The following is a 24,149-nucleotide window of genomic DNA, read 5'->3' on the forward strand; positions in this document are numbered from 1 at the left end:
TGAATAAGTGTCAGGCCGTCTCGCGCACAGCCCTGGTGAGCGTGCGCAGGCCCTCCTCCAGCTCCTCGGGCGTGATCGTCAGCGCCGGAAGCAGCTTGACGACCTCGCTCTCGGGGCCGGACGTCTCGATGAGCAGGCCGAGCTCGAAGGCGCGCTTGGCGACCTTGCCCGCCCGCTCCTTGTCGCGGAACTCCAGACCCCACACCAGGCCACGGCCGCGGTACTCGACGGTGTCGTCGGGGAACTCGTCGCGCAGCGCCCGCAGGGCCTGGTCGACCTGTTCGCCGCGGGCCAGCGTCTGCTTCTCCATCGCGGCGCCGTCGGTCCAGTACGTCTCCAGAGCGGCGGCGGCCGTCACGAACGCGGGGTTGTTGCCGCGGAACGTGCCGTTGTGCTCGCCCGGCTCCCAGACGTCGAGCTCCGGCTTGAACAGGCACAGGGACATAGGGAGTCCGTACCCACTGATGGACTTCGAAACAGTCACGATGTCCGGTGTGATGCCCGCCTCCTCGAAGGAGAAGAACGCACCGGTGCGGCCGCAGCCCATCTGGATGTCGTCGACGATCAGCAGCATGTCCCAGCGCTTGCACACGTCGGCGAGCTTGCGCAGCCACTCGGCGCGGGCCACGTTGATGCCGCCCTCGCCCTGGACCGTCTCGACGATCACGGCGGCGGGCGTGTTCAGGCCCGAGCCGGAGTCCTCCAGGAGCCGCTCGAACCAGATGAAGTCCGGCGTCTGCCCGTCGAGGTAGTTGTCGAACGGCATCGGGGTGCCGTGCACCAGCGGAATGCCGGCGCCCGCCCGCTTGAACGCGTTGCCGGTCACCGCGAGCGCGCCCAGCGACATGCCGTGGAAGGCGTTGGTGAAGGACACGATCGACTCGCGGCCCTTGACCTTGCGGGCCAGCTTCAGCGCCGACTCGACGGCGTTGGTGCCCGTCGGGCCCGGGAACATGACCTTGTACGGCAGGTCGCGCGGGCGCAGGACCACGTTCTGGAACGTCTCCAGGAAGTTGCGCTTGGCCGCCGTCGACATGTCGAGGCCGTGCGTGACGCCGTCGCGCTCGATGTAGTCGATCAGAGCGCGTTTCAGCACGGGGTTGTTGTGGCCGTAGTTGAGCGATCCGGCGCCCGCGAAGAAGTCCAGGTACTCGTGGCCGTCCTCGTCGTACATGCGGCTGCCCTGGGCCCGGTCGAAGACGGTGGGCCAGCCGCGGCAGTAGCTGCGCACCTCCGACTCAAGGGTCTCGAAGACGCTCAGGTCCGGCTGGGTGATGGTCACAGCAATGGCTCCTCTGGGGAAGCGAGTTGAGGGGGGTTCGTGGTGAGTGGGATCGAGGTCAGGCGGCGGAGCCGGCGGACCCGGCGGGTCCGATCGGTCCGATGCGGTACAGCTCCTCGGGCAGATGCCCGTCGTCGGGGAACAGGCCCGCGTCGAACAGGACTTCACGTGCCACACCGGCGCCGTGCCGGCGTGCGTAGGACAGGAACAGCGCCTGGGACGCCGAGTTGTCCGGGGTGATGGTCGTCTCGACCGTGCTGACCGGCCGCCCGGCACCGAGGACCTTGGCGGTCAGTCCGTCCAGGAGCTGGCCGGCGAGACCGTGCCCGCGGTGGGCGTGGTCCACGGCGACCTGCCACACGACGAGGGTGTTCGGCCGCGAGGGGCGGATGTAGCCGGTGACGAAACCGGCCACCTCACCCCGCTCGTCGCGGGCCACCACCGAGGTGGCCGCGAAGTCGCGGCACCACAGCAGATAGCTGTACGACGAGTTCAGGTCGAGCACCTTCGAGTCGCGTGCGATACGCCAGATCGCGGCGCCGTCGGCGACGCCGGGATGGTCGAGCTGGAATTGCGCTGTAGCGGCGGTCATGCGAATTCAATTTACCGAGCAATTTTTGGGATTGCACCTGGGGGAGGGGTTACGGAATGAAGGATTCCGTGTTATCGCGCGCGGGTGGGTGCGCGCATGAGCTGCCATCGAGATATCCCGTTTTGTGCGGGATCAAAGCCGCAAATCACCCTTGATGTGGAGTGCGTCACAGCTGCGTAACCCGCTGGAGACCCGTCCGAATTACGTCGACTCGCGTTGTCGGAACCTTGGCGTTTACACCTCGGAAAAGCGGGCAGAAGCAGTACGAGAAGCTTCTTCCGATAAACGCATGAGGAATGCGTATTGAGGAATGCCGGAAATAAGTCTGTGGAATGCGCGGGGAAAAGAAAGGCGCCGCCCTGAAAGGGCGGCGCCGGTGCGTCTGTGCGGGTGCGGGGCTACTTCCAGGCGGCCGCGACGGCCTTGCGCGCGCCTTCGAGGTCGACCTCCAGGCCGGCCTCCGCGAGCGCCCCGCCGAGCGCGGCGAGCGAGGACTGCACGACGCCACGCGTGGCCTGCGGGCCGTAGTGGTTGACCCGGATCATCTCCTGGGCCAGGGCCCCGCCGCCCGCGACCAGCGGCAGTACCGGGTCCACCGCCAGGGCCTTCGCGACCAGCTCGCGGGCGTCGGTCCCGGCGGGCGCGCGCAGCGTCGTGGCGACCGGAGCGGCGTCCTTCGCCTCGTGGACGTACGGCTCAAGTCCCCCGCCCAGCGCGAGGGTTCCGGCCCGGGTCGCGGCGGCGGCGCTCGCGTGACGGGCCATCAGGGAGTCGAGTCCCTCGCTCTCGATCCGCTCCACGCACGCCTCGAGCGCGAGCATCTCCAGCTGCGCGGGCGCGTGCAGCAGAGCCTTGCGTCCGCCGTCGATCCACCGCTGCTTCCAGTCGAGCAGCGACAGGTACGAGTGGCGCGGCGCCTGCGGGTTGGCGGCCATCCGCTCCCACGCCCGGGCGCTCACCGAGACGGCCGAGACACCGGCCGGACCGCCCATCGCCTTCTGCGCGCCGATCACGCACAGGTCCACGCCCCACGCGTCGGGCAGCACCGGCTCGGCGGCGACGGACGCCACCGCGTCCAGATAGAACATCGCGCCGTGCTCGCGCACCACCTCACCGATCTCGGCGACGGGGTTGGTGTTGCCGGTCGCGGCCTCCGCGTGCACCAGGGACACGAAGTCGATCTCCGGGTGCTCGGCGAACGCCTCCCGCACCTGGTCCGCGGTGACGGCTGTGTGGAACGGGACGGCCAGGTCGTGCACGGTGGCCCCGCAGTCGCGCAGCCAGTCGCCGAAGGTCTGCCCGTACGGACCGGTGATCACGTTCAGCGCGACGGTGCCGGGCCCCGCGGTCCCGCGGATGGCGCCCTCCAGCGGGAGCAGCGCCTCGCCCTGCATGATCACGACGTCCTGCGCGGTGTCCATCAGCCGGGCCACGCGGTCCTCGATGGAGGCGAAGTGCTCCGCGCTCAGGGGGGCCAGATCGAGAAACGGATGCGTCACGGTGGTGCTCTCTTCGCTCACGGGTTCGGTTGGATGCCGATGACGAGCGTACCCACCGCCCCCATAGGCTTCTTCCCATGACCGACGCCGGGGTGCTGCACGTGAAGGGGCGGGTCCTGGCCGGACCCGACGACGTACGCGACGAGCTGTGGGTGGTCGACGGCCGGATCAGCTACGACCGCCCGGTCCGGCCGGGCCTCGACGTGACGACGGTCGACGGCTGGGCCCTGCCGGGACTGGTCGACGCGCACTGCCACGTCGGCCTCGACACCCACGGCCCGGTCCCCGCCGAGACGGCGGAGAAGCAGGCCCTGACCGACCGCGACGCCGGCACGCTCCTGCTCCGCGACGCGGGCTCACCGTCCGACACCCGCTGGGTCGACGACCGCGAGGACCTGCCGCGGATCATCCGGGCCGGCCGCCACATCGCCCGCACCCGCCGCTACATCCGCAACTACGCCCACGAGATCGAGCCCGAGGACCTCGTCGCGTACGTCGCCCAGGAGGCCCGGCGCGGCGACGGCTGGGTCAAGCTGGTCGGCGACTGGATCGACCGCGGCACCGGTGACCTGGGCGCGTGCTGGCCGCGCGACGCGGTCGAGGCGGCGATCGGCGAGGCCCACCGGCTCGGCGCCCGGGTGACCGCCCACTGCTTCGCGGAGGATTCGCTGCGCGACCTCGTCGAGGCGGGCATCGACTGCATCGAGCACGCCACGGGCCTCACCGACGACCTGATCCCCCTCTTCGCCGAGCGGGGCGTCGCCATCGTCCCCACCCTCGTCAACATCGCCACGTTCCCGGACCTCGCGGCGGGCGGCGAGCAGAAGTTCCCCCGCTGGTCGGCCCACATGCGCCGCCTCTACGACCGCCGCTACGACACGGTCCGCTCCGCCTACGACGCCGGGATCCCGGTGTACGTGGGCACGGACGCGGGCGGCTCCCTGGCCCACGGCCTGGTGGCCGGGGAGGTCGCCGAGCTGGTGCGCGCCGGTATCCCGCCGGTCGAGGCCGTCTCGGCCACGGCCTGGGGCGCGCGGAAATGGCTCGGGCGTCCCGGCCTGGAGGAGGGCGCCCCGGCGGACCTCGTCGTCTACGGGGCGGACCCGCGGGCGGACGTGGGGGTGCTGGGGTCGCCGCGGCGGATCGTGCTGCGGGGACGGGTCGTCGGGTAGGGGCGGCGTCCGGGGGCGGTCGTGGCCCCGAAGCGTCGCATCGTGGCGCTGAAGGGTGCTGAAGAGTTACGAGGATCCTGGAATCCTGGCAGGGGAACGTGGCCGGCTTCGCAGGGGGCTCGGTGCGTCGGTGGCCGCGCTGACAGGAAGGCCACGGCCATGACCGTCACGTCGCACCAGTCACCGCAGAGGCCCCGGGGAACCGGCAGCGAAACGATCAACGGGGCGTCCGAGTTCGCCGGGGCCATGATGATGCTCAGCGGTCCCTTGAGCATCCTCGTGGGCGCATCCGGCATCGCACAGGACAACGTGTTCGCCGTCTCGTCCCAGTACACCTACCGATTCGACCTCACGGCCTGGGGCGTGATCCACCTCTTGGTGGGAGTGGGGCTGGTCGTCGCCGGCTTCGGCGTCCTGTTGAACACCGGCTGGGGGCGCCTGGCCGGCACCGTGGTGGCGGCGATCAGCCTGATCACCCAGTTCATGTTCCTTCCGTACTACCCGGTGTGGGCCCTCCCCGTGATGGCGATCGACCTCATGATTCTCTTCGCGCTGACGAGGTTCCCCGCCGGGACCGGCGGCGGTCTGTGACCTGGGCGGAAGGCTATCCCCGTACCGGCTGCGTCTGTGCCTGCGTCTGTGCCCGTGCCCGTGCCCGCGTCCAGTCGTCCGGCAGGGTGTCCAGCGGCGTTCGGCCGGGGACCAGTTCACCGCCCGCCACGTACCCCTCGGGCCGCCCGTCCAGCTCAGCCACGAGCCGGGCCCGCCACACGGCGACGTCCCGCGCTGCCGCGGGAGCCAGATCGTGCAGCTCCCGCGGATCGGCGTCGAGGTCGAAGAGCTGCTCGCGGCCCCCGCCCGAGAACCACACGTACTTCGTGCGCCCGTCCGTCAGCCAGTGCATCGACTCTCCGAAGAGCACATGCTCGCCGTGCAAGTACGGCCTGGGGGAGGGGAGTTCACGGCCCAGGGCGGCCGGGAGCAGACTGTGTCCGTCGAGGCCGTCCGGCACCGGGAGCCCGGCGCACTCCAGCAACGTGGGCATGACGTCGCGCAGTTCGGCCACCGTGCCGGGGCCCACCACGGTCCCGCCGGGCAGCGCCCCGCGCGGCCCCGACAGGATCAGCGGCACCCGCGCCGATCCCTCGTACGGATACGCCTTGCGCCACAGCCGGTGCTCGCCCAGCATCTCGCCGTGGTCCGAGGTGAAGCAGATCCAGGTGTCGTCGGCGAGACCGAACTCGCCGAGTGCCTGCACGAAGCGGTTGATCTGCTGGTCGATGTGGGACATGTGGCCGTAGTAGCCGGCCCGCGCACGATGGGCCGTACGGCCGTCGTACGACGCGTAGTTGGCGTCCGCGCGCGCGTCGTCCCGCCATGCCTCCAGATCACCGGCCCAGTCGCCGACGGCCGGCTCGTACGGGGGTGCGTCCAGGTACTGCTCGAAGGCCCAGGCCGGCGGGTCGTACGGCGGATGCGGCCGGTGGAAGGAGAGGTGAAGCAGGAACGGCGCGGTCGGATCCCTGCGGTACAGGAAGTCGACGGCCTCGCTCACCACCCAGTTCGTGGGGTGCAGCCGCTCCGCGCGGTCCCAGGGCCGGGCCACCACGCTGTTGCAGTCGAGCCCGTGGTCCGTGTAGTCGCCGCCGTCCGGCTGCCGCTCCAGCCAGGCCGCGTAGTCGTCGTGGAAGCGGGGATCCACGCGCCGGTCCCGCGCCTGGTGCAAGTACCCGTCGTGCAGGGTCACCTCGTCGAAGCCGATGCGGTTGCGCTCCGGGTAGGCGTGCAGCTTGCCGATCGCCCGCGTCTGGTAGCCGTGCCGCCCGAACTCGCCCGCGAGCGTCACCGGGTACTCCCACGGCACGCCGTCCCGGTATCCGGTGCGGCCGTGCCCGGTCTGGGCGAGACCCGTGTGCAGCGCGGCCCGTGCCGGGATGCAGGACGGCACCGCCGTGTAAGCCCGGTCGAACCGGGCTCCCCGCCCCGCGAGCTGATCCAGATAGGGCGTCCGGACGACGGGGTGCCCCGCCCCCGAAAGACAGTCTCCGCGCCACTGGTCGGCGGTGATCAGGACGACGTTGCGCGGCATGGGAAGCGGAACTCCTCGATTCGGGACGCCGGTTGACACAGCGTGACCTGGTGCTCTCGCTGCTCGTTGCACACAACTTGGCCGCGCCCGCGCTGTCAACCGGCGCGTTCGAGGCGTATCGGCGACAAGCGTGACGCGAGAGGACAACAGCGTCACCGGATTCGAAGACATGCGCGGAAACCCCACTTTGGGGTGAACTCACGCCTGGTTGCCGCCCGTTCACTCTCAGTGCGTAAAGATTCCTTCGTCGACGGCACCGCGCGATGTCCCCATGGCGCCCCGCCGCACCGGCACCACGTCCTTGTCTCGTTTCCGTCCCGTCCCTGGGGGTCCCACCAGCATGCCCAGCACCAGCCACACCGCGTCCCTTCGAGCCCGCCGCCTCGCCGCGACGGCCACCGCCGCTGTCCTCGCCGCCGGCCCAGCCGTGCTCGCCACCGCGGGTCCGGCGGCCGCCACCGGCGACCACGGCGGCAAGGCCGGCGCGGTGGTCCTGCGCACGGGCCTGGACGTCTCGCTCCTCAACAAGACCGTGAACGTCCCGTTGAGGGTCGCGCTGAACGAGGTGCAGGCTCCCGCGAGCGCCGAGAAGACCGCGCTGACCGCACACCTCGACGGCGTCGACGGCGGACAGCCGTTCAGCGTGCTGAGCGCCGAGGTGGCCAAGGCGAAGGCCACGGTCGACGCCAAGAAGGCGGAGGGCTTCACGCAGCTGGCCCACGCGAAGGTCCACGTCCCCGGCCTCCCCCTCCTCTCGCTGATCGAGGTCGAGCAGGTCACGTCGAAGGCGCTGTGCGAGGCGGGCAAGAAGCCGGTCGCCGAGTCGAACCTGCTCGGCTCCGTCACCGTCCTCGGCAAGAAGGTCACGCTGACCACGGGCGGCACGACGCGCGTCGAGGTCCCGGGGGTCGGCGAGGTCTCCCTCGCGCTCTCCTCCACCTCCACGACCTCGACGACGGCGGCTGCCTCCGCCCTTCAGCTCAAGGTCTCCGTCAACCCGCTGAAGCTGAACGTCGCCGAGGTCGAGGGCGAGGTCACCCTGGCCGGTGCCACCTGTGAGGCCCCGAAGGCGCCCGCCGTCGCGGAGGCCCCGAAGCCCCAGGGCGAGAAGGCGGACGAGCCGATCAAGACCGAGGCCGCCGAACCGGTCGCGGCGAAGGCGCAGCCGAAGAGCGACCTGGCGGAGACCGGCGGCGACTCGGTCACCCCGTACATCGCGGGCGGCGCGATCGTCCTGCTCGTCGCGGGCGGCGGCGCGGTGGCGATGGCGCGCAGGGGCCGCTCCCGCGCCTGACGCGGAGCGGTACCGAATCAGGGGTTCCGCAGATACGTTCGATTGCCATGAGTGATGCGAGTGTCTACGAGAGAGGGGGCGGAGCCCCCGCCGTGGCGGCGGTGGTCGATCTCTTCTACGCCAGAGTCCTGGCGGACGACCACCTGTCCCCGCACTTCGGCACCACCGACCTCCCGGCGATGAAGGCCCACCAGCGGGCCTTCATCGCGACGGCCCTGGGCGGCCCCGAGACCTACCGGGGCCGCCCTTTGGCCGAGGCGCACGCCCAACTGGCCCTGAAGGAGGCCGACTTCGACCGAGTGGTCCAGCACTTGGCGGAGTCCCTCGCGGAGGCGGGAGTGGACGAGCCGCTGATAGCCGAGATAGCGACGCGCCTGACGCCTCTGAAGCAGCAGATAGTGCGCTAAGGCCTCTCCGGACCTAGGGGTGCGGGGGCGATCCTCTCAACCCGCGACCAGCACCTCCCGCAACGCGGAGACGAACGCCTCGCCGACCTGGCGCCCCCGCACCGCCACCCGCACCCAGTCCCGCCCGAGCCCCGGGAACGTGTCCCCCCGCCGCACCGCGAACCCCGCCTCCCGCAACCGCACCCGCACCACATCCGCGTCCGGCACCCGCACCAGCACGAACGGCCCCTCCGGCGCCCCGGCCACCCGCACCCCGTAGGCCCCCAACTCCCGTAGCAGTCCGACCAGATGAGCCCGGTCCGCCGCAACGGCGCGAGCCGCATCCTCGGCCTCGGCGACCCCCCGGTCCGACACACACGCCTCCGCCGCCACCAGCGCGGGAGACGACACCGGCCACAACGGCTGCGCCCGCTCCAGCGCACGGACGACCTCCGGCTCGGCCAGCACGTACCCGATGCGCAGCCCGGCGAGCCCCCACGTCTTCGTCAGGCTCCGCAGCACCACGAGCCCCGGCACATCCGTCCGCCCGGCGAGGGACTCCCGCTCACCCGGCACGGCGTCCATGAACGCCTCGTCCACGACGAGCACCCGCCCGGGCCGTGCGAGCCGCGCCACCAGATCGGCGGGATGCAGTACGGACGTCGGGTTGGTCGGATTCCCGATCACCACGAGGTCGGCGTCGCCCGGCACGAGCCGGGGATCGAGCCGGAACCCCGCCTCCTCGTCCAGGAGCACCCGCCGCACCGCGTGCCCGGCATCCTCCAGCGCCGCCTCCGGCTCCGTGAACTGCGGATGCACGACGACGGGCCGCCGCACCCTGAGCGCCCGCGCGAGCAGCACGAACGCCTCGGCCGCCCCCGACGTGAGCAGCACCCGCTCCACCGGCACCCCGTGCCGCGCCGCCACCGCGGCCCGCGCCACCCGCCCGTCCGGATACGCGGCGAGCCCCTCCAGCGAGGCGGCGACGTGCTCCCGCAGCCAGCGCGGCGGCGTACCGGTGCGGACGTTCACCGCGAGATCCGTCAACTTCTCCCCGTCGTCGCGGACTTCGGCGTCCCCGTGATGGCGCAGATCGGGCCCGTCGACGACGCCCGGCACGTCCACCGCGGCACACGGCACCACCGCCACCTCCGGACGCGCCGCCGCCCACCCCTCGGCCTGCGCCATGGCGCGCCCCGCCGCCGACGCCTCGTACGGCAGCACGACGACGCGCCGCGCCCCGAGCGCCGCACACCGCTCGAGCCCCGCCGGAACGTCGGGCGCCGCACCGGACACGAACGCGGTCTCCACCCCCGCGTACCCGCTGCCCTCCCACAACAGCCGCGCGGCGGCGACGAGTTCGGCGTTGCCGCCCGGGTCGGCCGAGCCGCGGCCCACCAGCAGCACCGTCACACCGGCCCGGTCGTGCGGAGTACGGGCACCGGAGCCCAGGACATCGTCGAGCCGCCCTTCGAGCGCGGCGAGCAGAGCGGGAGGAGGGGTGTGCACGGGACGGGCTCCTTGAATGACGCGTGAGGGGGGCGTACGACGGTGAGGGGCGAAGGGAGGGGACCCTACCCGGCCCGCGCCAGGGCACAGGTCACCCGGCCCGGCCCCCCGTCCGCCCCGCGCGCCGCCCGCTTGGGAACGAGCAGCTCACCCCCGGCGGCGAGCGCGGCGGCCTCCGCGACGGACGGCGTACCGGCGACGCCGCGTACCTCGTCCGAGGGATGCGGGACGGGCACGGCCGCGAGCCGCGCCGCCGGATAGGTCACCAGCGGCACCCCGAGCGCCTCGGCGGCCCGCACGATCCCCGGCTCCCGCCCCTTCGCCTCCACGGTCGCGAGTGCGGCCAGCTCACGGGGGCGCGCCCCGGCCTCGGCCAGCACGTCCCGGACGAGTTCCAGGACCTCGCCCGCGGTGACACCGGCCCGTGCCCCGACCCCGGCGACGACCCGGTCGCAGGCGCAGGTCATGATGTGCGGCGCGGGGGTCGGATGAGTTAGCAAGGGCTTATGGCGGTGTTCGTGGCGCTCGGCGCCTTCTTGATGACCCTGGTGGGCGGCTGGACCGCGCAACGGGTCACCGACCGGCGCCACCTGGTGCTCGGTCTCGCGGGTGGACTCATGCTCGGCGTGGTCGGCCTCGATCTGCTCCCGGAGGCGCTCGAAGCGGCGGGCGGCCCGGTCTTCGGGGTGCCCGCGGCGCTGCTCCTGTTCGTCGCCGGGTTCCTCGCCGCGCACGTCCTGGAACACCTCCTCGCCCAGCGCCAGGCGGCGCACGGCGGCGACGAGCGCGAGAACGGCCGGGTCCCCGAGATCGGCCTCACGGCGGCCTCGGCGATGGTCGGGCACAGCGTGATGGACGGCGTCGCGATCGGTGCCGCGTTCCAGGTGGGCGGCGGCATGGGCCTCGCGGTGGCGCTCGCGGTCATCGCCCACGACTTCGCCGACGGCTTCAACACGTACACGATCACGAGCCTGTACGGGAACGCCCGCCGCAAGGCGGTGATGATGCTGTTCGCCGACGCGGTGGCCCCGGTGGTGGGCGCGGCGTCGACGCTGCTGTTCACCATTCCGGAGCAATTGCTCGGCGGCTATCTGGGCTTCTTCGGCGGCGTGCTGCTCTACCTCGCCGCCGCCGAGATCCTCCCCGAGGCCCACCACGACCACCCGGCCCGCTCGACCCTGGCGTGCACGGTCGCGGGCGCGGCCTTCATCTGGCTCGTGGTGGGCATCGCGGGCTGAGCCCCTTACCGGGCTCTGTGGGGGCGCGCCCTCTACGGCAGGCATCGGCCGACCAGGCGGCGGGCGATGTCCGGCAGCGCCGCCCAGTGCGTGTGCAGATAGCTGGCGTGTACACCCTGCTGCACGAAGCCCTCGACGCGCGGCGTCGGCAGCCGCATGCCCCACGCGGGCGTCGGCCCGGCCCCCGGTTCGAGGACGGTCCGGTGGAACTCGTGGCCGCGCAGCCGCGAGCCCGCCGGGGCCAGGACGCTGTCGCTGACGGCGACCGCGTCCCGGTAGCCGAGCGTGAGCCTGCCGGTCATCCGGGCGTCCGCGTCGAGGACCCCGCACATGGGCTGGTCGTCGAGGGAGCGGGCCAGGTACAGCAGGCCCGCGCATTCGGCGACGACCGGGGCACCGGTGCCCGCCAGCGCGGCCACGTCCTTGCGGAGCTGTTCGTTGGCCGACAGCCCGGGAGCGTAGACCTCGGGGAAACCGCCGCCTATCACCAGGCCCGCCGTGCCCTCCGGGAGGCGCTCGTCGTGCAGGGGGTCGAAGGTGACGACCTCCGCGCCGGCCGCCGTGAGCAGCTCGGTGTGCTCGGCGTAGGAGAACGTGAAGGCGGCGCCTCCGGCCACGGCCACGACCGGGCGGTGGCTCGGCGCCTCGGGCGCGGCTCCCGCGCTCCAGGCCTCCGCAGTCAGCGGCGGCGCCGTCCTCGCCAGCGCCAGCAGCCCGTCCAGGTCGCAGCCCTCGCGGACCATCGCCGCCGCCGCGCGCACCGAGTCGACCGCCTCCGCGCTCCGCTCGGCCACCGGGACGAGACCCAAGTGCCGGGCAGGGGTGGCCACTTGAGGGGTCCGGCGCAAAGAGCCGTAGACCGGGACGCCGACCTCCTCCAGGGCCTCCCGCAGCAACTGCTCGTGCCGCTCGGAGCCGACCTTGTTCAGGATCACGCCCGCGAGCCGCACCTGCGGGTCGAACGACGCGAAGCCGTGCACCAGCGCCGCCACCGACCGGGACTGCGACGAGGCGTCGACGACGAGCACCACGGGCGCCTTGAGCAGCTTGGCCACATGGGCCGTCGACGCCAGCTCGCCCTCCCCGGACGCGCCGTCGAAGAGCCCCATCACGCCTTCCACGACGGCGAGTTCACAGCCGTTCGCCCCGTGCGCGAACAAGGGCGCGACCAGGCCGGGGCCACACATGTACGCGTCCAGGTTGCGGCCGGGACGGCCGGTGGCGAGCGCGTGGTAGCCCGGGTCGATGTAGTCGGGGCCGACCTTGTGCGGCGACACGGCGAGGCCGCGCTCGGCGAACGCGGCCATCAGACCGGTGGCCACGGTGGTCTTGCCCGAACCGGACGCGGGCGCGGCGACCACCAGCCGGGGAACGCGCACGGGCTGCTCTACCACTCGATGCCCCGCTGGCCCTTCTGACCCGTGTCCATCGGGTGCTTCACCTTCGACATGTCGGTCACCAGATCCGCGAACTCGACGAGCTTCTCGGGGGCGTTGCGCCCGGTGATGACGACATGCTGGGTGCCGGGCCGGTCACGCAGCACCGCCACCACCTCGTCCACGTCGATCCAGCCCCAGTGCATCGGGTAGGCGAACTCGTCGAGCACGTACAGCTTGTACGTCTCGGCGGCCAGGTCCCGCTTGACCTGCTCCCAGCCCTCGCGGGCCTTCTCCTCGTTGTCCGCCTGATCGTCCCGCTGGACCCAGGACCAGCCCTCGCCCATCTTGTGCCAGTCGACGGTGCCGCCCTCGCCGGAGGCGCCGAGCACCTTGAGCGCGTTCTCCTCGCCGACCTTCCACTTCGCCGACTTGACGAACTGGAACACCCCGATCGGCCAGCCCTGGTTCCAGGCGCGCAGCGCGAGCCCGAAGGCGGCCGTCGACTTGCCCTTGCCGATGCCCGTGTGCACGAACACCAGCGGACGGTTGCGGCGCTGACGTGTCGTCAGTCCGTCGTCCGGTACGACACTCGGCTGTCCCTGCGGCATCAGGCGGCCCTCCTGCGGGTCTGGTTCGTTCCTTGTACGTCCTTGACGAGCCCGGTGATGGACTCGGCCCGCAGCTCGTCCAACGTGACGGCGCTGCCGCCGAGTCGACCGGCCAGCTGCCCGGCGAGCCCGAGCCGCACCATCCCGGTCTCGCAGTCCACGACCACGGAGGCGGTGCCCTCGGCGGCGTGCAGCCCGGCGGCCCGCCCGGCCAGTTGTACCGGCTCGGGGCCACCGGTGGCCCGGCCGTCGGTCACGACGACCATCAGCGGCCGGCGCGCCGGGTCCCGCAGCCGCTCCACCCGCAGCACCTCGTGCGCCTTGAGCAGCCCGGCGGCCAGCGGCGTACGCCCGCCGGTCGGCAGCGATTCGAGCCGGGCCGCGGCCGCGTCCACGCTCGACGTCGGCGGCAGCGCCACCTCGGCGCCCGTGCCCCGGAAGGTCACGAGCCCCACCTTGTCCCGCCGCTGGTAGGCGTCGAGCAGCAGCGACAGGACGGCGCCCTTCACGGCGCCCATCCGCTGCCGAGCCGCCATCGATCCCGAGGCGTCGACGACGAACAGCACGAGATTGCCCTCGCGCCCCTCGCGGGTCGCCTGCCGCAGATCGTCCCGGCGCACGACGAGCCCGGGGCCGCTGCGGCCCCGCGCCCGCTGGTGCGGGGCCGCGGCCTGCACGGTGGCCGCCAGGTGCAGCTTCGTCAGGGTGCCCCGGGGTCGCGTCGACCCGGTCGTGCGCCCGTGCTCGGTCCGCGCCCGGGACCGCCGCCCCGCCGCGCCGTCGCCCAGCCCCGGCACGCTCAGCATCTTCGTACGGAACGGCTCGCCGGCCGAGACGGCCCGCTGCTCGCCGGGGCCGCCGGGGGCCTGCGCGGGCGCCTCTTCCTGCTCCTGCGGCTCACCGGGGGAGCTGTCGCCGTCGCCGCCCTGGGGCGGCAGCCCGCCACCGCCACCGTCGGGGCCGCCGGGGCCGTCCGGGTCGGGCTCGGGGTCGGGACCGTCGTCCTGCGGCCCGAACTCGTCGAGGGTCTCGTCGAGCTTGTCCTCGTCGAGACCCGGCGCGTCGAAGGGGTTGCGGCGCCGACGGTGGGGGAGGGCGAGCAGCGCGGCCTGCCGCACGTCCTCCGACAGCACCTCCGTCCGCCCCGCCCACGCGGCGAGCGCGGTCGCGGTCCGCGCCATCACGATGTCCGCGCGCATCCCGTCCACCTCGAACGCGGCACAGGTCGCCGCGATCTGCGTCAACGCGTCGTCACCGAGCAGGACGTGGGGCAGCAGCTCGCGCGCGGCGACGATCCGCGCCCGCACGTCGTTCTCCTCGTCGGCCCACCGCCCCGCGAAGCCCTCGGGGTCGTCGTCGTAGGCGAGGCGCCGCTTGACGACCTCCACCCGCTGCTGCGGCTCCCGGGACGCGGCGACCTCCACGGTCAGACCGAACCGGTCGAGCAACTGCGGCCGCAGCTCGCCCTCTTCGGGGTTCATCGTGCCGACGAGGAGGAAGCGCGCGGCATGCCGCACGGACACCCCTTCGCGCTCCACGTACGAGGCGCCCATCGCGGCGGCGTCGAGCAGCAGGTCCACGAGGTGGTCGTGCAGCAGATTGACCTCGTCGACGTACAGGATCCCGCGGTGCGCGTCGGCGAGCAGCCCCGGCTCGAAGGCCTTCACGCCCTCGGCGAGCGCCCGCTCGATGTCCAGCGCGCCGACGAGCCGGTCCTCGGAGGCGCCCACCGGCAACTCGACGGTGCGGGCGGCCCGTTGAACCCCGGGGGTCTCCTCGTGGGGTCCGTCGGGGCACTGCGGGTCGGGCGCCTGCGGAGCACAGGAGAACCGGCACCCGGCGACCACGTCGACCGACGGCATCAGCACCGAGAGGGCCCGCACGGCGGTGGACTTGGCGGTCCCCTTCTCCCCACGCACGAGCACCCCCCCGACGGCGGGCGACACGGCGTTGAGCAGCAGGGCGAGCCGCAGATCGTCCTGCCCGACGACGGCGGTGAACGGATAGGGAGTGGCCATCAGCCGTGATCCTCCGTTGAGTTGAGGCGACCCGACAGGGGCGCGGGGCTGTATCGATCAGCGGCTTCGCCGCGGGGCGCGAGCAACCATGACGCACCCGCACGTACAAACGAGTCCAGGGGGGTCCGGGGGCGCAGCCCCCGGGGACGGGACGGGAAGGGGCGGCGGGGGCGACTCTCCACCACCGAACTCACGACGGCGCTCCCGGCGGAACGAACGGCAACCCCACCGGAGCGCCCCCCTCGATCAGTCTCCACAACGCGTCGGTGTCGGCATGCCGCTCGATCAGATCCCCGAGCCGGTCCAACTGCTCCTCCCGCAACGCCTCGAACGACGTGTCGGGCGACGGCACGAACGCCCGCCCGGCCGCGTCGGCGACCTCCCGAAGAAACGCCCGCCGGAACCCGTCCGACTCCAGCGACCCGTGCCAGTGCGTCCCCCACACGGCGCCGACCCGGCACCCGTCCAGGAACGCCTCCCCGCCGAGCACATCGGCGACCCCGTGATGGATCTCGTACCCCTCGACGTACTCCCCGAGAGCCGAACCCACCGGCCGCGCAAGGGTCTTCTCCACCGCGAACCGCACCCGCACCGGCAGCAGCCCGAGCCCGTCGACGACCCCGGCCCGCGACTCGACCTCGTCCTCGATCGACTCGCCGAGCACCTGGAACCCGCCGCAGATGCCGAGCACCGGGCGGCCTTCGGCGGCCCGCCGCGCGAGCGCGTCCGCGAGCCCCCGCTCGCGCAGCCACTGCAGCGCCTTCACGGTTCCGCGCGTGCCCGGTACGACGACGAGATCGGCGTCGACGAGCTCCTCGGCCCGGTCGACGAACCGCACCACGACCCCCGGCTCGGCGGCCAGGGCGTCCACATCGGTGAAGTTCGACATCAGCGGCACCGCGCAGACGGCGACCCGCAGCACGTCCGCCCCCACCGGCGGCGCGACGACGGACTCCCGCACCGTGCCCCGCAGGGACACCCGCAGCCCGTCCTCCTCGTCGATGCCGAGCCCGTGCTGATACGGCAGGACACCGTAAGTGTCGCGCCCGGTGAGGGACTTGAGCATGTCGAGCCCGGGCTCCAGCAGGCTCACGTCGCCCCGGAACTTGTTGACGAGATACCCGGCGAGCAGCTCCTGGTCCTCGGGCGCCAGCAGCGCCGTGGTCCCGAAGAACGAGGCGAAGACACCGCCGCGATCGATGTCCCCGACCACGAGCACCGGCAGCCGCGCGGCCCGCGCGATGCCCATGTTCACGATGTCGGTACGGCGCAGATTGATCTCGGCGGGAGAGCCCGCCCCTTCACAGATCACGGCATCATGACTGCCCCGGAGTTCCTCCAGGCACCCCACCACGGTGTCGAGCAGCGAACCCTGCCGCGCCCCGTGATAGCCCCGCGCGCTCATCTCGCCCACGGGCTTGCCCATGAGGACGACCTGACTGCTCCGGTCGCTCCCCGGCTTCAGCAGCACCGGGTTCATCAGCGCGGTCGGCTCGACGCGGGCGGCCTGCGCCTGCATGGCCTGGGCCCGCCCGATCTCGGCGCCCTCGCGCGTCACGAACGAATTGAGGGACATGTTCTGCCCCTTGAACGGCGCGACCTTCACGCCCTGCCGCACCAGCCACCGGCAGATCCCGGCGGTGACGACACTCTTGCCCGCGTCGGAGGTCGTGCCCGCGACGAGCAGCCCCCCGCCCCTCATCGACGCCCCCGGCTCGACCACAGCAACCGCCCGCCCACACAGACTCCCCACGCCAACAGACCGACTCGCCGCGACAACCGCGCGGCCCGCTCGACATCGCCCACCCGCACGGCCCGCCCCTCGTCGTTCAGGACCGGCCGGTGCTCGACCCGGCCCGCGTACGACAACGTCCCGCCGAGCCGCACTCCGAGCGCCCCCGCGAACGAGGCCTCGACGACCCCGGCGTTCGGGCTCGGATGGCGCCGGGCGTCGGCCCGCCAGGCCCGTACGGCGTCCCGGGGGCGGCCGCCCGCCAGGACGGCGAGGGCGCCCGTCAGCCGGGCTCCAGGCCATCCGGCGACGTCGTCGAGGCGCGCCGAGGCCCAGCCGAACCGGCGGTACTTCACGGACTTGTGCCCGACCATCGCGTCGAGCGTGTTCACGGCGCGGAAGGCGAGCAGCCCCGGCACACCGCCCACCGCGCCCCACACCAGCGCGCCCACCACGGCGTCGGAGGTGTTCTCGGCGACGGACTCGACGACGCCCCGCGCGATCCCGTCCGCGTCGAGGCCCTGCGGATCGCGGCCGCACAGCCGCGGCAGCAACTCCCGCGCGAGCTCCACGTCCCCAACCTCCAGGGCGGACCCGACGGCCCGGGCCTCCCGGCCCAGCGAGGTCCCGCCGACCACGGCCCAGGTCGCGGCGGCGGTCAGCGCGACGGAGGCGGCGGGGGATCGACGTACGGCACGGGAAGCGGCGGCACCCACGGCAGCGGCTCCACCGGCACACACCACGGTGTGCAGCGCGCCCCACCCGCGATGGTCCCGCCACAGCACGCGCTCGACAGCGCCCGCGGCCCGCCCGAAACCGGCGACAGGGTGCCCACGGCGCGGATCCCCGACCAACAGGTCGGTCAACAGTCCAGCAGCGGCCCCGAACGCGAACACGCGACCGGGCCGCACAGCGCCGCGCAGGGCGAACATGGCGGTAGTTGTCCTCACTCAGGGTGTCCACGCCCTGGTTCGACGAGACCGGCAGCGAGAGTTCCTGGCTCGCCCCTCGACGAACGGGGGCTGACAGTGGCGGGACCGCGCCGGATTCGCACCGGCTTCCTCAACTGCTGCCGTATATGGCGGTGGAAGTCCACCACGCTCCGCGAAGGTGCGTCAACTTGCTGTTGACCTGGGACGGGGGAGTGTGGGGAGGTCCACACGCACCCCGAAACGCACCGCGGGCCCGGACCGTGGAGGTCCGGGCCCGTGGAAGCCGAGCGTGGTCAGGCCACGATCAGAAAGATCCCGTACGCCACGGCCGCCGCACACGCCGCGAAGCACGCGTACGCGCCCGAGGTGGCGAGTGCCGCCGAGCCGCCCCGCTGCGCCGCCGACTCCTTCTTGGAGAGGCCGACGATGCCGAGGGTGAACAGGCCCACCAGGGCCACGGTGACCACGAGGCTGACGCCGAACACGGAGCCGAGAGCTGCCCAGTCGATCTTCATAGCGGGTCCTGCTTCCTTACAGCGTGGCGCCGGCGGGGCGCGCGGGGTCGACCGGCGCGGGGGCCGGGATGGTCGCCTTGACGGCCGCGATCTCCTCGGCCTCCCCGGTGACCAGGGTGCCGACGGGCGGCGGGCTGACCGCGGCGATGGCCGTGGTCACGACGCCCGCGGGCTCCTCGACCGGCGCCGCTGGGGTGCCGATCTCGTCGTCCGTGACGTTGGTGTGGTCGATGGAGTCGCGGCGCGACAGCTTCCAGATGACGCCCGAGCCGGCCATCAGCAGCGCGGCGGTGAGGGCGATGCCCCACGGGCCCTGCTTGGTGAGGAACTCGGCGCCCGCGCCGACCAGACCGGCGGCCGGCAGGGTCAGACCCCACGCGACGAACATCCGGGTCGCGGTCGACCAGCGCACCACTCCGCCCTTGCGGCCGATGCCCGAGCCCATGACGGCGCCGGAGCAGACCTGGGTGGTGGAGAGCGAGAAGCCGATGTGCGAGGAGGCGAGGATCGCCGTCGCCGCCGACGTCTGCGCGGCGAAGCCCTGCTGCGGCGCCAGATCGGTCAGGCCCTTGCCCATGGTGCGGATGATCCGCCAGCCGCCCAGGTACGTGCCCATCGCGATGGCCAGACCGGCCGAGACGATGACCCACAGCGGCGGGTTGGCGTCGGGCGCGAGCACGCCGCCGGTGATCAGGGCGAGAGTGATGATGCCCATCGTCTTCTGCGCGTCGTTCGTGCCGTGCGCGAGGGAGACGAGACCGGCCGAGGCGATCTGACCGGCGCGGTAGCCCTTGGAGGTGGCCTTCTCGTCGGTCTTGCTGCTGATCTTGTAGGTGAGTCGCGTGGCGAGCATCGCGGCGAGACCGGCGACGATCGGCGCGGCGACCGCGGGCAGCAGCACCTTGGTGACGACGGTGCCGCCGTTGACCGAGGACCAGCCCATCGACATGACCGCGGCGCCGATGAGGCCGCCGAACAGGGCGTGCGAGGAGCTGGACGGCAGGCCGACCAGCCAGGTCAGCAGGTTCCAGAGGATGGCGCCGACCAGCGCCGCGAATATGACCTCTGTCTTGAGGCCGTCCTCGTTGATGATGCCGCCGGAGATGGTCTTCGCGACCTCGACCGAGAGGAACGCTCCGACGAGGTTCAGCACGGCGGACATGGCCACCGCCGTCTTCGGCTTGAGGGCGCCGGTCGAGATGGTCGTCGCCATCGCGTTGGCGGTGTCGTGGAAACCGTTGGTGAAATCAAAAACCAGCGCGGTAACGATCACGATCGCAAGGAGCAGCGTGATGTGTTCCATTTACCCAGGCTTCGGTTGGACGTCAGTGGCTAGTCGAACGTAAGCAGGCAGGGTGAACGGAAGATGAACTGGGCCGGGCGCCTTGGTGACCCGATCCGGAGTGCCGCCGCTCCGCTTGACGCATGGCGGCGGCACAGACTCCGGATCGCCGTCCGGCCGGACCCCTCGGAGCCCCGGAATCAAGGGTTCCGAGGGACTTTGGTCCCGGGCCTCGACTACCCCTTGGCGAACTTCCTCAACTGGCTCATCGACCCGTTGAAGAGATTCTGGTCACCCGGCAGGCCGCCGCCGCCGTTGTCGTACTGCCAGAACGTCCAGAACGACCATCCCTTGGGCAGCGACCCCGCGCCGGAGTCGTAGCGCGCGAGCCACAGGGGATGGTTGGCGGCGAAGGCCCCGCTGTTGCCGGTGCACCTCTTCCACCAGTGGTAGTTCGTGTAGATCACCGGACGCCGCCCGGTCCTGCGCTTCACCTCGTTGCTGAACGACTTGATCCAGGACACCAGCGCGCCCTTGCTCATGCCGTAGCACTTCCTCTTGCTGTACGGGTTGTACTCGATGTCGAGCGCGGGCGGCAGCGTCCAGCCGTCCCGCGACCAGGCCCCGCCGTTGCGCACGAAGTACGAGGCCTGCGTCCTGCCCGACGACTTGTTGGGCAGCGCGAAGTGGTAGGCGCCCCGGATGATCCCGGCGTTGCGGGAGCCGTTGTACTGCTGCGTGAAGTACGGGTTCTTGTAGGTGTGGGACTCGGTCGCCTTCACGTAGACGAACCGCGCGCCCTTGCCCCTCGCCTTCGACCAGTTGACCTTCTTCTGGTGCGACGAGACGTCGTGCCCCTTCGGCCTCGCCGCCGCCTGCGCCGGCAGCTCCGCCAGTACGGTCCCCCCGACGGTCAGCACCGCCACGGAAGTCGCCGCGAGAACGCGGGCGCGGCGACGGGACGGTTTGTGATCACGAGCCATATTTCCCCCCGGATGGCGACGTGCATGACAAATCCCCCAGAGAGTACTGGAAGATCCCATCTCGCCCGTCGAACCCAAGCCATTCGCCTCAGCGGGGGATCCATGCCCATATATCGGCTTCTGGACGCCCGCCCTTCGCGCTGATCAACTCCGGTGGCGGCTGGCAGGATGCGGGCCATGACGGAACGCGCGCGCGGGTGGGAAGAGCTGGTGGCGACGGCCCGCAGGACGGTCTCCGACGGACTGGTCGTCGGCACCTCGGGCAATGTCTCGGTACGTCTTGTGGACGACACCGTCCTCGTCACCCCGAGCGGTGTCCCCTACGACCGGCTCGGCCCGGACGATCTCGTCGCCGTCGACCTCGACGGCAGGCGACGCGCGGGAACCCTCACCCCGACCAGCGAGCTGCCGATGCACCTCGCGATCTACCGGCGCACGACCGCGCGCGCCATCGTGCACACGCACGCGCTGCACGCGACGGCCGTCTCCACGCTCGTCCCCGAACTGCCGACCGTCCACTACATGGCGGCGGCCCTCGGCGGTCCGGTCCGCGTCGCCCCCTACGCGACGTACGGCACCGAGGAGTTGGCCGAGAACATGCTCACGGCCCTGGCCGACCGCACCGGCTGTCTACTCCAGAACCACGGAACCATCACATACGGGGACACTCTCCCCCAGGCCTACGACCGCACGGCGCAGCTGGAGTGGATGTGCCACCTCTGGCTCACGGCCCACTCCGTCCCCGGCCTGACCCCCTCGCTGCTGAGCGCCGAGCAGCTGGCCGAGGTGGGGGAGAAGCTCCGCGGATACGGGCAGCAGGCCCCGCCGCGCTGACGCCGCCGGCCGAGGACGTGTACGGAACAGCTGGCCGAGCACCCGTACCGGACCCGACGATGCCAGGAGTCCCGGTGAACAGAACCCGTCCGCCCTTCCCGTCCCGTCCGGTGCGCGCGTCACTCGCATCCCGCGTCCCGCTGGCCGGGGCGCGCCCGGCCCCCGACACTGGACGAGTGCGCACCGCCAAAGCGACGGCCGCTGCCGTCACCGCCGTGATAGGAGCCTCCGCCGCCGCGATCGCGGCCGGCCGGCTCGCCAGCGACGCCGCGCTCAAGGCGCCCGCCGGACGTCCTCTGCCCACCGAGCCGCGGCTGACCGTCCACGCCACCGCCGCCGGCCAGATCACCCTCACCCGTGACCTGTCCTCCCAGCGGCCCGGCAGGTACGGGCTCGCGGGCGACGGCTTCCACGCGGTCGTCGGGCCCGTGATCGAGTCGGCCCCGCACGCCGCGGACACCGTCGTACGCCGCCTGGAGCGGGTCACGCACGGCACCCTCGGGACCGGCGCCAGGGCCTGGCTCACCCCCCAGATCCACATCGGCGACCCCAAGGCGGCGCTCGGCCTCGACCACGCCGACGTCGACATCCCCGGTGAACTCGGCGGGCTGCCCGCCTGGTTCGTGCCCGGCGCCCGCGACACCTGGGTCATCACCGTGCACGGCCTCGGCACCACCCGCGAACACCCCATGAACCTCATGGAGTTCCTGCACCACCAGCAGTTCCCGGTGCTCGACATCGCCTACCGCGGCGACCTCGGCGCGCCCCGCTCCCCGGACGGCCTGAACCACCTCGGCGAGTCGGAGTGGCGCGACCTGGACGCGGCCCTGCGCTACGCCGTGCGCTACGGCGCCCGCCGGGTCATCGTCCTCGGCTTCTCCACCGGCGCCGCGATGGCCCTGCACGCCGCCGCCCACTCCGCCCTGCGCGACCGCATCGCGGGGCTCGTCCTGGACAGCCCGGTGCTGTCCTGGGAGACGACCCTGCGCGCCCTCGCCGGTGCCCGCCGCATCCCGAAGGCGCTGCTGCCGCTCGCGGTGCGCGCCGCCCAGGGCCGCACCGGCCTGACCGGCGACCGCCTGGCCGAGGCCGCGGACCCGCACGCCCTCAAGGTCCCCACCCTCGTCCTGCACGGCCCCGACGACGAGGTCGCCCCCTGGGCCCTCTCCCGTCAACTCGCCGCCGCACGACCGGACCTGGTCACCCTCCACACCGTCGACGACGCCCCGCACAACGCGATGTGGAACGCCGACCCGGCCAGCTACGAGGAAACCCTGCGGCGCTTCCTGACACCGCTGATGTGAGCCGCGTACGCCGCTGATGTGACCCCAGGGACCAGGGCCCCGTACCTCGGCGCGACCCCCGAACACAGGGCCGCGTTTGGGAATTCGCGGGGTCACCCTGGACACTGCTCCAGTGACGTCCCGTACCCCGCGCGACTCCAGGCTCCGACTAGTCCGCCCTCGCCGCCAGCCGCTGACCCCCGCTGCCCCGCGCCGAGCGGCCCGTCCGGCGCCGCGCCCCCCGCAGGGCACCCCGCCCCCCGCCGAACTCGCCCGCACCGCCCGCGAGGGCCTGGCCGCCGCCGTACGCGTGGCGCGCTGGGCGGACGCCACCCTGAGCCCGGGCAACCACACCGCGGCCCGCGACGGCAAAGGCACCCTCGCCGACCCCACCGCGCGCCGCGCCGCCGACGACCTCGGCCTGACGGTGCCCCAGGTCCGCGCCGACTGGGACACCGCACGCCTCGCGGGACTCGTCGAGGTGCACGGCGACAGCGCGCGCCCCGGCTGGCGGCTGCGCGCCTGGGACCGCGACGACACCGCCGTGCTGCGCGGCTGGGTCGCCCTGTTCGACGCCTGGTCGCTCGTGCACCCCGCGCCGGGGGAGCTGCAGCCCGCCGCGGTCGCCGAAGTCGTCGAGGCCATGCCGCAGTTGCTCTCCTTCCTGCAGCTGATGGCGGGCCCGGTGCCGACGGCCCAGCTCCTCGACCTGCTCGACCAGCGCGTCACCGAACTGCGTACGGAACGCTGCGAGATCCCCTTCGGGCCGCGGCCGGAACCGGTCGCGCCCGAGTCCACCCCGCTCCTCCCGCTGCTCGACTGGGCCCTGCACGGCCTCGCCTCCGTCGGCGCGCTCACGTACGCCGACGAGCAGGCCACGCTCACCCCGCTGGGCAACTGGGCGGTCTGGGTCAAGCTGGAGCAGATCTGCGTCGCCGCCCAGTCCCCGGCCGGGAACATCGAGGTCAGCGCCGAGGACATGCTGCGCGGCTGCGCCCGCCTGCGGCCGAACGCGGCCCGCGCCGAGTACCGCGCCTGGCTCGCCGCCCGCGACGTCGGCAACGCTGTCATCGAGCTCCTGGACGCCGCCCGCGGCGAGGACGCCCTGCTGCGCGGCCTCGCCTTCGAGGCGCTGCGCGTCGTCGGCGCCCCCGCCGAACCCGAGGTCCGCCGCACCGCCGACGAGCCGGGTCTGCGCCCCTACGCGCTGATCTGGCTCGCCGAGGCCGAGGGCGCCGACCCCGAGGACGTGCACACCGTGCTCACCCGCGAGGAGGCCACCTGGCTGTGGGTCGACACCGCCGCCGCGGTCGCCGACCACGGCGAAGCCCCGCTGCTCGTCCGGCACCTGGAGTCCGCGGTGCAGCCCACCGTGCCCATGCTGATCGAGGAGGTCCGCGCCGTCGGACACCCGCGCACGGTGCAGGTCCTGGTCGCCCTCGCGGCCGCGCACCCCGACCCGGCGCTCGCGAAGGCCGTGCGCCGGGCAGCGTTCCAGGTCCACACGGGCGGGGCCTGACGC

The 24,149-nt window shown here is 72.6% G+C and carries 22 protein-coding genes, 1 pseudogene and 1 riboswitch; of the genes and pseudogenes, 8 read left to right on the forward strand and 15 right to left on the reverse strand.

Features of this window, described 5'->3' with window-relative positions:
• Positions 1-10 precede the first annotated feature (10 nt).
• The 3 genes from ectB to B072_RS0128605 form a co-directional block, all read right to left on the reverse strand.
• Entirely contained in the window at positions 11-1,282 is a 1,272-nt protein-coding gene (gene ectB, locus B072_RS0128595) for a diaminobutyrate--2-oxoglutarate transaminase (protein WP_018533389.1), read from the reverse strand.
• 58 nt (positions 1,283-1,340) lie between these two features.
• Positions 1,341-1,874 carry a diaminobutyrate acetyltransferase gene (ectA, locus tag B072_RS0128600; RefSeq protein ID WP_018533390.1) on the reverse strand — a complete coding sequence of 178 codons (534 nt, stop codon included), beginning with the start codon at positions 1,872-1,874 and terminating at the stop codon, positions 1,341-1,343.
• Between the two features lie 398 nt (positions 1,875-2,272).
• On the reverse strand, positions 2,273-3,373 hold the full coding sequence (locus B072_RS0128605; RefSeq protein WP_026246390.1) for a pyridoxal-phosphate-dependent aminotransferase family protein: 1,101 nt from the start codon (positions 3,371-3,373) through the stop codon (positions 2,273-2,275).
• A 77-nt stretch (positions 3,374-3,450) separates the two neighbouring features.
• Here B072_RS0128605 and B072_RS0128610 point away from each other — a divergent pair, with 77 nt between their 5' ends.
• Together B072_RS0128610 and B072_RS44260 are read left to right on the forward strand one after the other, a co-directional pair.
• Entirely contained in the window at positions 3,451-4,545 is a 1,095-nt protein-coding gene (locus B072_RS0128610) for an amidohydrolase family protein (RefSeq protein WP_018533392.1), read from the forward strand.
• A 159-nt stretch (positions 4,546-4,704) separates the two neighbouring features.
• A complete protein-coding gene (locus B072_RS44260) occupies positions 4,705-5,136 on the forward strand; it encodes a DUF7144 family membrane protein (RefSeq protein ID WP_018533393.1) in 432 nt (143 codons plus the stop codon).
• Between the two features lie 13 nt (positions 5,137-5,149).
• Here B072_RS44260 and B072_RS0128620 read toward each other — a convergent pair whose 3' ends face one another.
• Positions 5,150-6,634: an arylsulfatase gene (locus tag B072_RS0128620; RefSeq protein WP_018533394.1), complete on the reverse strand. Its 1,485-nt coding sequence runs from the start codon at positions 6,632-6,634 to the stop codon at positions 5,150-5,152.
• A gap of 340 nt (positions 6,635-6,974) precedes the next feature.
• Between B072_RS0128620 and B072_RS0128625 the strand changes: the two genes are divergently transcribed.
• A complete protein-coding gene (locus B072_RS0128625) occupies positions 6,975-7,928 on the forward strand; it encodes an SCO1860 family LAETG-anchored protein (RefSeq protein ID WP_018533395.1) in 954 nt (317 codons plus the stop codon).
• 47 nt (positions 7,929-7,975) lie between these two features.
• Positions 7,976-8,335 carry a group I truncated hemoglobin gene (locus tag B072_RS0128630; protein ID WP_043244821.1) on the forward strand — a complete coding sequence of 120 codons (360 nt, stop codon included), beginning with the start codon at positions 7,976-7,978 and terminating at the stop codon, positions 8,333-8,335.
• Positions 8,336-8,371: 36 nt separating this feature from the next.
• On the opposite strand, the gene cobC is transcribed toward B072_RS0128630, so the two are convergent.
• The 3 genes and pseudogenes from cobC to B072_RS0128640 form a co-directional block, all read right to left on the reverse strand.
• Positions 8,372-9,502 carry an Rv2231c family pyridoxal phosphate-dependent protein CobC gene (gene cobC, locus B072_RS44265; protein WP_267880639.1) on the reverse strand — a complete coding sequence of 377 codons (1,131 nt, stop codon included), beginning with the start codon at positions 9,500-9,502 and terminating at the stop codon, positions 8,372-8,374.
• A 21-nt stretch (positions 9,503-9,523) separates the two neighbouring features.
• Positions 9,524-9,823 (reverse strand): annotated as a pseudogene (locus B072_RS49840) (CbiX/SirB N-terminal domain-containing protein); the annotation flags it as partial.
• Between the two features lie 65 nt (positions 9,824-9,888).
• Complete coding sequence (locus B072_RS0128640; protein ID WP_018533398.1) at positions 9,889-10,290, reverse strand: cobalamin biosynthesis protein; 402 nt, start codon at positions 10,288-10,290, stop codon at positions 9,889-9,891.
• 39 nt (positions 10,291-10,329) lie between these two features.
• Here B072_RS0128640 and B072_RS0128645 point away from each other — a divergent pair, with 39 nt between their 5' ends.
• Positions 10,330-11,061 (forward strand): ZIP family metal transporter, encoded by a 732-nt coding sequence (locus B072_RS0128645; protein WP_018533399.1) that lies wholly within the window; start codon positions 10,330-10,332, stop codon positions 11,059-11,061.
• Positions 11,062-11,093: 32 nt separating this feature from the next.
• On the opposite strand, the gene B072_RS0128650 is transcribed toward B072_RS0128645, so the two are convergent.
• The 8 genes from B072_RS0128650 to B072_RS0128685 all read right to left on the reverse strand — a co-directional run bounded on the left by B072_RS0128650 (position 11,094) and on the right by B072_RS0128685 (position 20,510).
• Complete coding sequence (locus tag B072_RS0128650; protein ID WP_043244823.1) at positions 11,094-12,440, reverse strand: cobyrinate a,c-diamide synthase; 1,347 nt, start codon at positions 12,438-12,440, stop codon at positions 11,094-11,096.
• 8 nt (positions 12,441-12,448) lie between these two features.
• Positions 12,449-13,048: a cob(I)yrinic acid a,c-diamide adenosyltransferase gene (cobO, locus tag B072_RS0128655; protein ID WP_018533401.1), complete on the reverse strand. Its 600-nt coding sequence runs from the start codon at positions 13,046-13,048 to the stop codon at positions 12,449-12,451.
• Positions 13,048-15,066: a putative cobaltochelatase gene (locus B072_RS0128660; protein ID WP_018533402.1), complete on the reverse strand. Its 2,019-nt coding sequence runs from the start codon at positions 15,064-15,066 to the stop codon at positions 13,048-13,050. Before B072_RS0128660 ends, cobO begins: the two co-directional genes overlap by 1 nt.
• 190 nt (positions 15,067-15,256) lie before the next feature.
• Positions 15,257-16,768: a cobyric acid synthase gene (locus B072_RS0128665; protein WP_026246392.1), complete on the reverse strand. Its 1,512-nt coding sequence runs from the start codon at positions 16,766-16,768 to the stop codon at positions 15,257-15,259.
• Positions 16,765-17,709, reverse strand: coding sequence for a cobalamin biosynthesis protein (locus tag B072_RS0128670; protein WP_026246393.1), 945 nt, complete (start codon positions 17,707-17,709; stop codon positions 16,765-16,767). The genes B072_RS0128665 and B072_RS0128670 overlap by 4 nt, the downstream gene beginning before the upstream one ends.
• A gap of 58 nt (positions 17,710-17,767) precedes the next feature.
• Positions 17,768-17,911, reverse strand: a riboswitch (cobalamin riboswitch).
• A 112-nt stretch (positions 17,912-18,023) separates the two neighbouring features.
• Entirely contained in the window at positions 18,024-18,245 is a 222-nt protein-coding gene (locus B072_RS0128675; protein WP_018533405.1) for a hypothetical protein, read from the reverse strand.
• 16 nt (positions 18,246-18,261) lie between these two features.
• A complete protein-coding gene (locus B072_RS0128680; RefSeq protein WP_018533406.1) occupies positions 18,262-19,548 on the reverse strand; it encodes an inorganic phosphate transporter in 1,287 nt (428 codons plus the stop codon).
• 215 nt (positions 19,549-19,763) lie between these two features.
• A complete protein-coding gene (locus B072_RS0128685; RefSeq protein ID WP_026246394.1) occupies positions 19,764-20,510 on the reverse strand; it encodes a lysozyme in 747 nt (248 codons plus the stop codon).
• A 177-nt stretch (positions 20,511-20,687) separates the two neighbouring features.
• Here B072_RS0128685 and B072_RS0128690 point away from each other — a divergent pair, with 177 nt between their 5' ends.
• From B072_RS0128690 to B072_RS0128700, 3 genes are all read left to right on the forward strand, one after another.
• Complete coding sequence (locus B072_RS0128690) at positions 20,688-21,344, forward strand: class II aldolase/adducin family protein (protein ID WP_018533408.1); 657 nt, start codon at positions 20,688-20,690, stop codon at positions 21,342-21,344.
• A gap of 176 nt (positions 21,345-21,520) precedes the next feature.
• Positions 21,521-22,648 carry an alpha/beta hydrolase family protein gene (locus tag B072_RS0128695; protein WP_018533409.1) on the forward strand — a complete coding sequence of 376 codons (1,128 nt, stop codon included), beginning with the start codon at positions 21,521-21,523 and terminating at the stop codon, positions 22,646-22,648.
• A 112-nt stretch (positions 22,649-22,760) separates the two neighbouring features.
• Entirely contained in the window at positions 22,761-24,146 is a 1,386-nt protein-coding gene (locus B072_RS0128700) for a hypothetical protein (protein WP_078506611.1), read from the forward strand.
• Positions 24,147-24,149: the final 3 nt, after the last annotated feature.

This window comes from Streptomyces sp. HmicA12 (assembly GCF_000373565.1).
In the GTDB taxonomy this organism is placed as follows: domain Bacteria; phylum Actinomycetota; class Actinomycetes; order Streptomycetales; family Streptomycetaceae; genus Streptomyces.

What these genes read in the sequence shown, in the direction of transcription:
- ectA (WP_018533390.1), bottom strand. Translation starts at nt 1,874, where the DNA reads ATGACCGCCGCTACAGCGCAATTCCAGCTCGACCATCCCGGCGTCGCC.
- B072_RS0128610 (WP_018533392.1), top strand. Translation starts at nt 3,451, where the DNA reads ATGACCGACGCCGGGGTGCTGCACGTGAAGGGGCGGGTCCTGGCCGGA.
- B072_RS44260 (WP_018533393.1), top strand. Translation starts at nt 4,705, where the DNA reads ATGACCGTCACGTCGCACCAGTCACCGCAGAGGCCCCGGGGAACCGGC.
- B072_RS0128620 (WP_018533394.1), bottom strand. Translation starts at nt 6,634, where the DNA reads ATGCCGCGCAACGTCGTCCTGATCACCGCCGACCAGTGGCGCGGAGAC.
- B072_RS0128625 (WP_018533395.1), top strand. Translation starts at nt 6,975, where the DNA reads ATGCCCAGCACCAGCCACACCGCGTCCCTTCGAGCCCGCCGCCTCGCC.
- B072_RS0128630 (WP_043244821.1), top strand. Translation starts at nt 7,976, where the DNA reads ATGAGTGATGCGAGTGTCTACGAGAGAGGGGGCGGAGCCCCCGCCGTG.
- cobC (WP_267880639.1), bottom strand. Translation starts at nt 9,502, where the DNA reads ATGGCGCAGGCCGAGGGGTGGGCGGCGGCGCGTCCGGAGGTGGCGGTG.
- B072_RS0128640 (WP_018533398.1), bottom strand. Translation starts at nt 10,290, where the DNA reads ATGACCTGCGCCTGCGACCGGGTCGTCGCCGGGGTCGGGGCACGGGCC.
- B072_RS0128645 (WP_018533399.1), top strand. Translation starts at nt 10,330, where the DNA reads ATGGCGGTGTTCGTGGCGCTCGGCGCCTTCTTGATGACCCTGGTGGGC.
- cobO (WP_018533401.1), bottom strand. Translation starts at nt 13,048, where the DNA reads ATGCCGCAGGGACAGCCGAGTGTCGTACCGGACGACGGACTGACGACA.
- B072_RS0128660 (WP_018533402.1), bottom strand. Translation starts at nt 15,066, where the DNA reads ATGGCCACTCCCTATCCGTTCACCGCCGTCGTCGGGCAGGACGATCTG.
- B072_RS0128665 (WP_026246392.1), bottom strand. Translation starts at nt 16,768, where the DNA reads ATGAGGGGCGGGGGGCTGCTCGTCGCGGGCACGACCTCCGACGCGGGC.
- B072_RS0128675 (WP_018533405.1), bottom strand. Translation starts at nt 18,245, where the DNA reads ATGAAGATCGACTGGGCAGCTCTCGGCTCCGTGTTCGGCGTCAGCCTC.
- B072_RS0128680 (WP_018533406.1), bottom strand. Translation starts at nt 19,548, where the DNA reads ATGGAACACATCACGCTGCTCCTTGCGATCGTGATCGTTACCGCGCTG.
- B072_RS0128685 (WP_026246394.1), bottom strand. Translation starts at nt 20,510, where the DNA reads ATGGCTCGTGATCACAAACCGTCCCGTCGCCGCGCCCGCGTTCTCGCG.
- B072_RS0128690 (WP_018533408.1), top strand. Translation starts at nt 20,688, where the DNA reads ATGACGGAACGCGCGCGCGGGTGGGAAGAGCTGGTGGCGACGGCCCGC.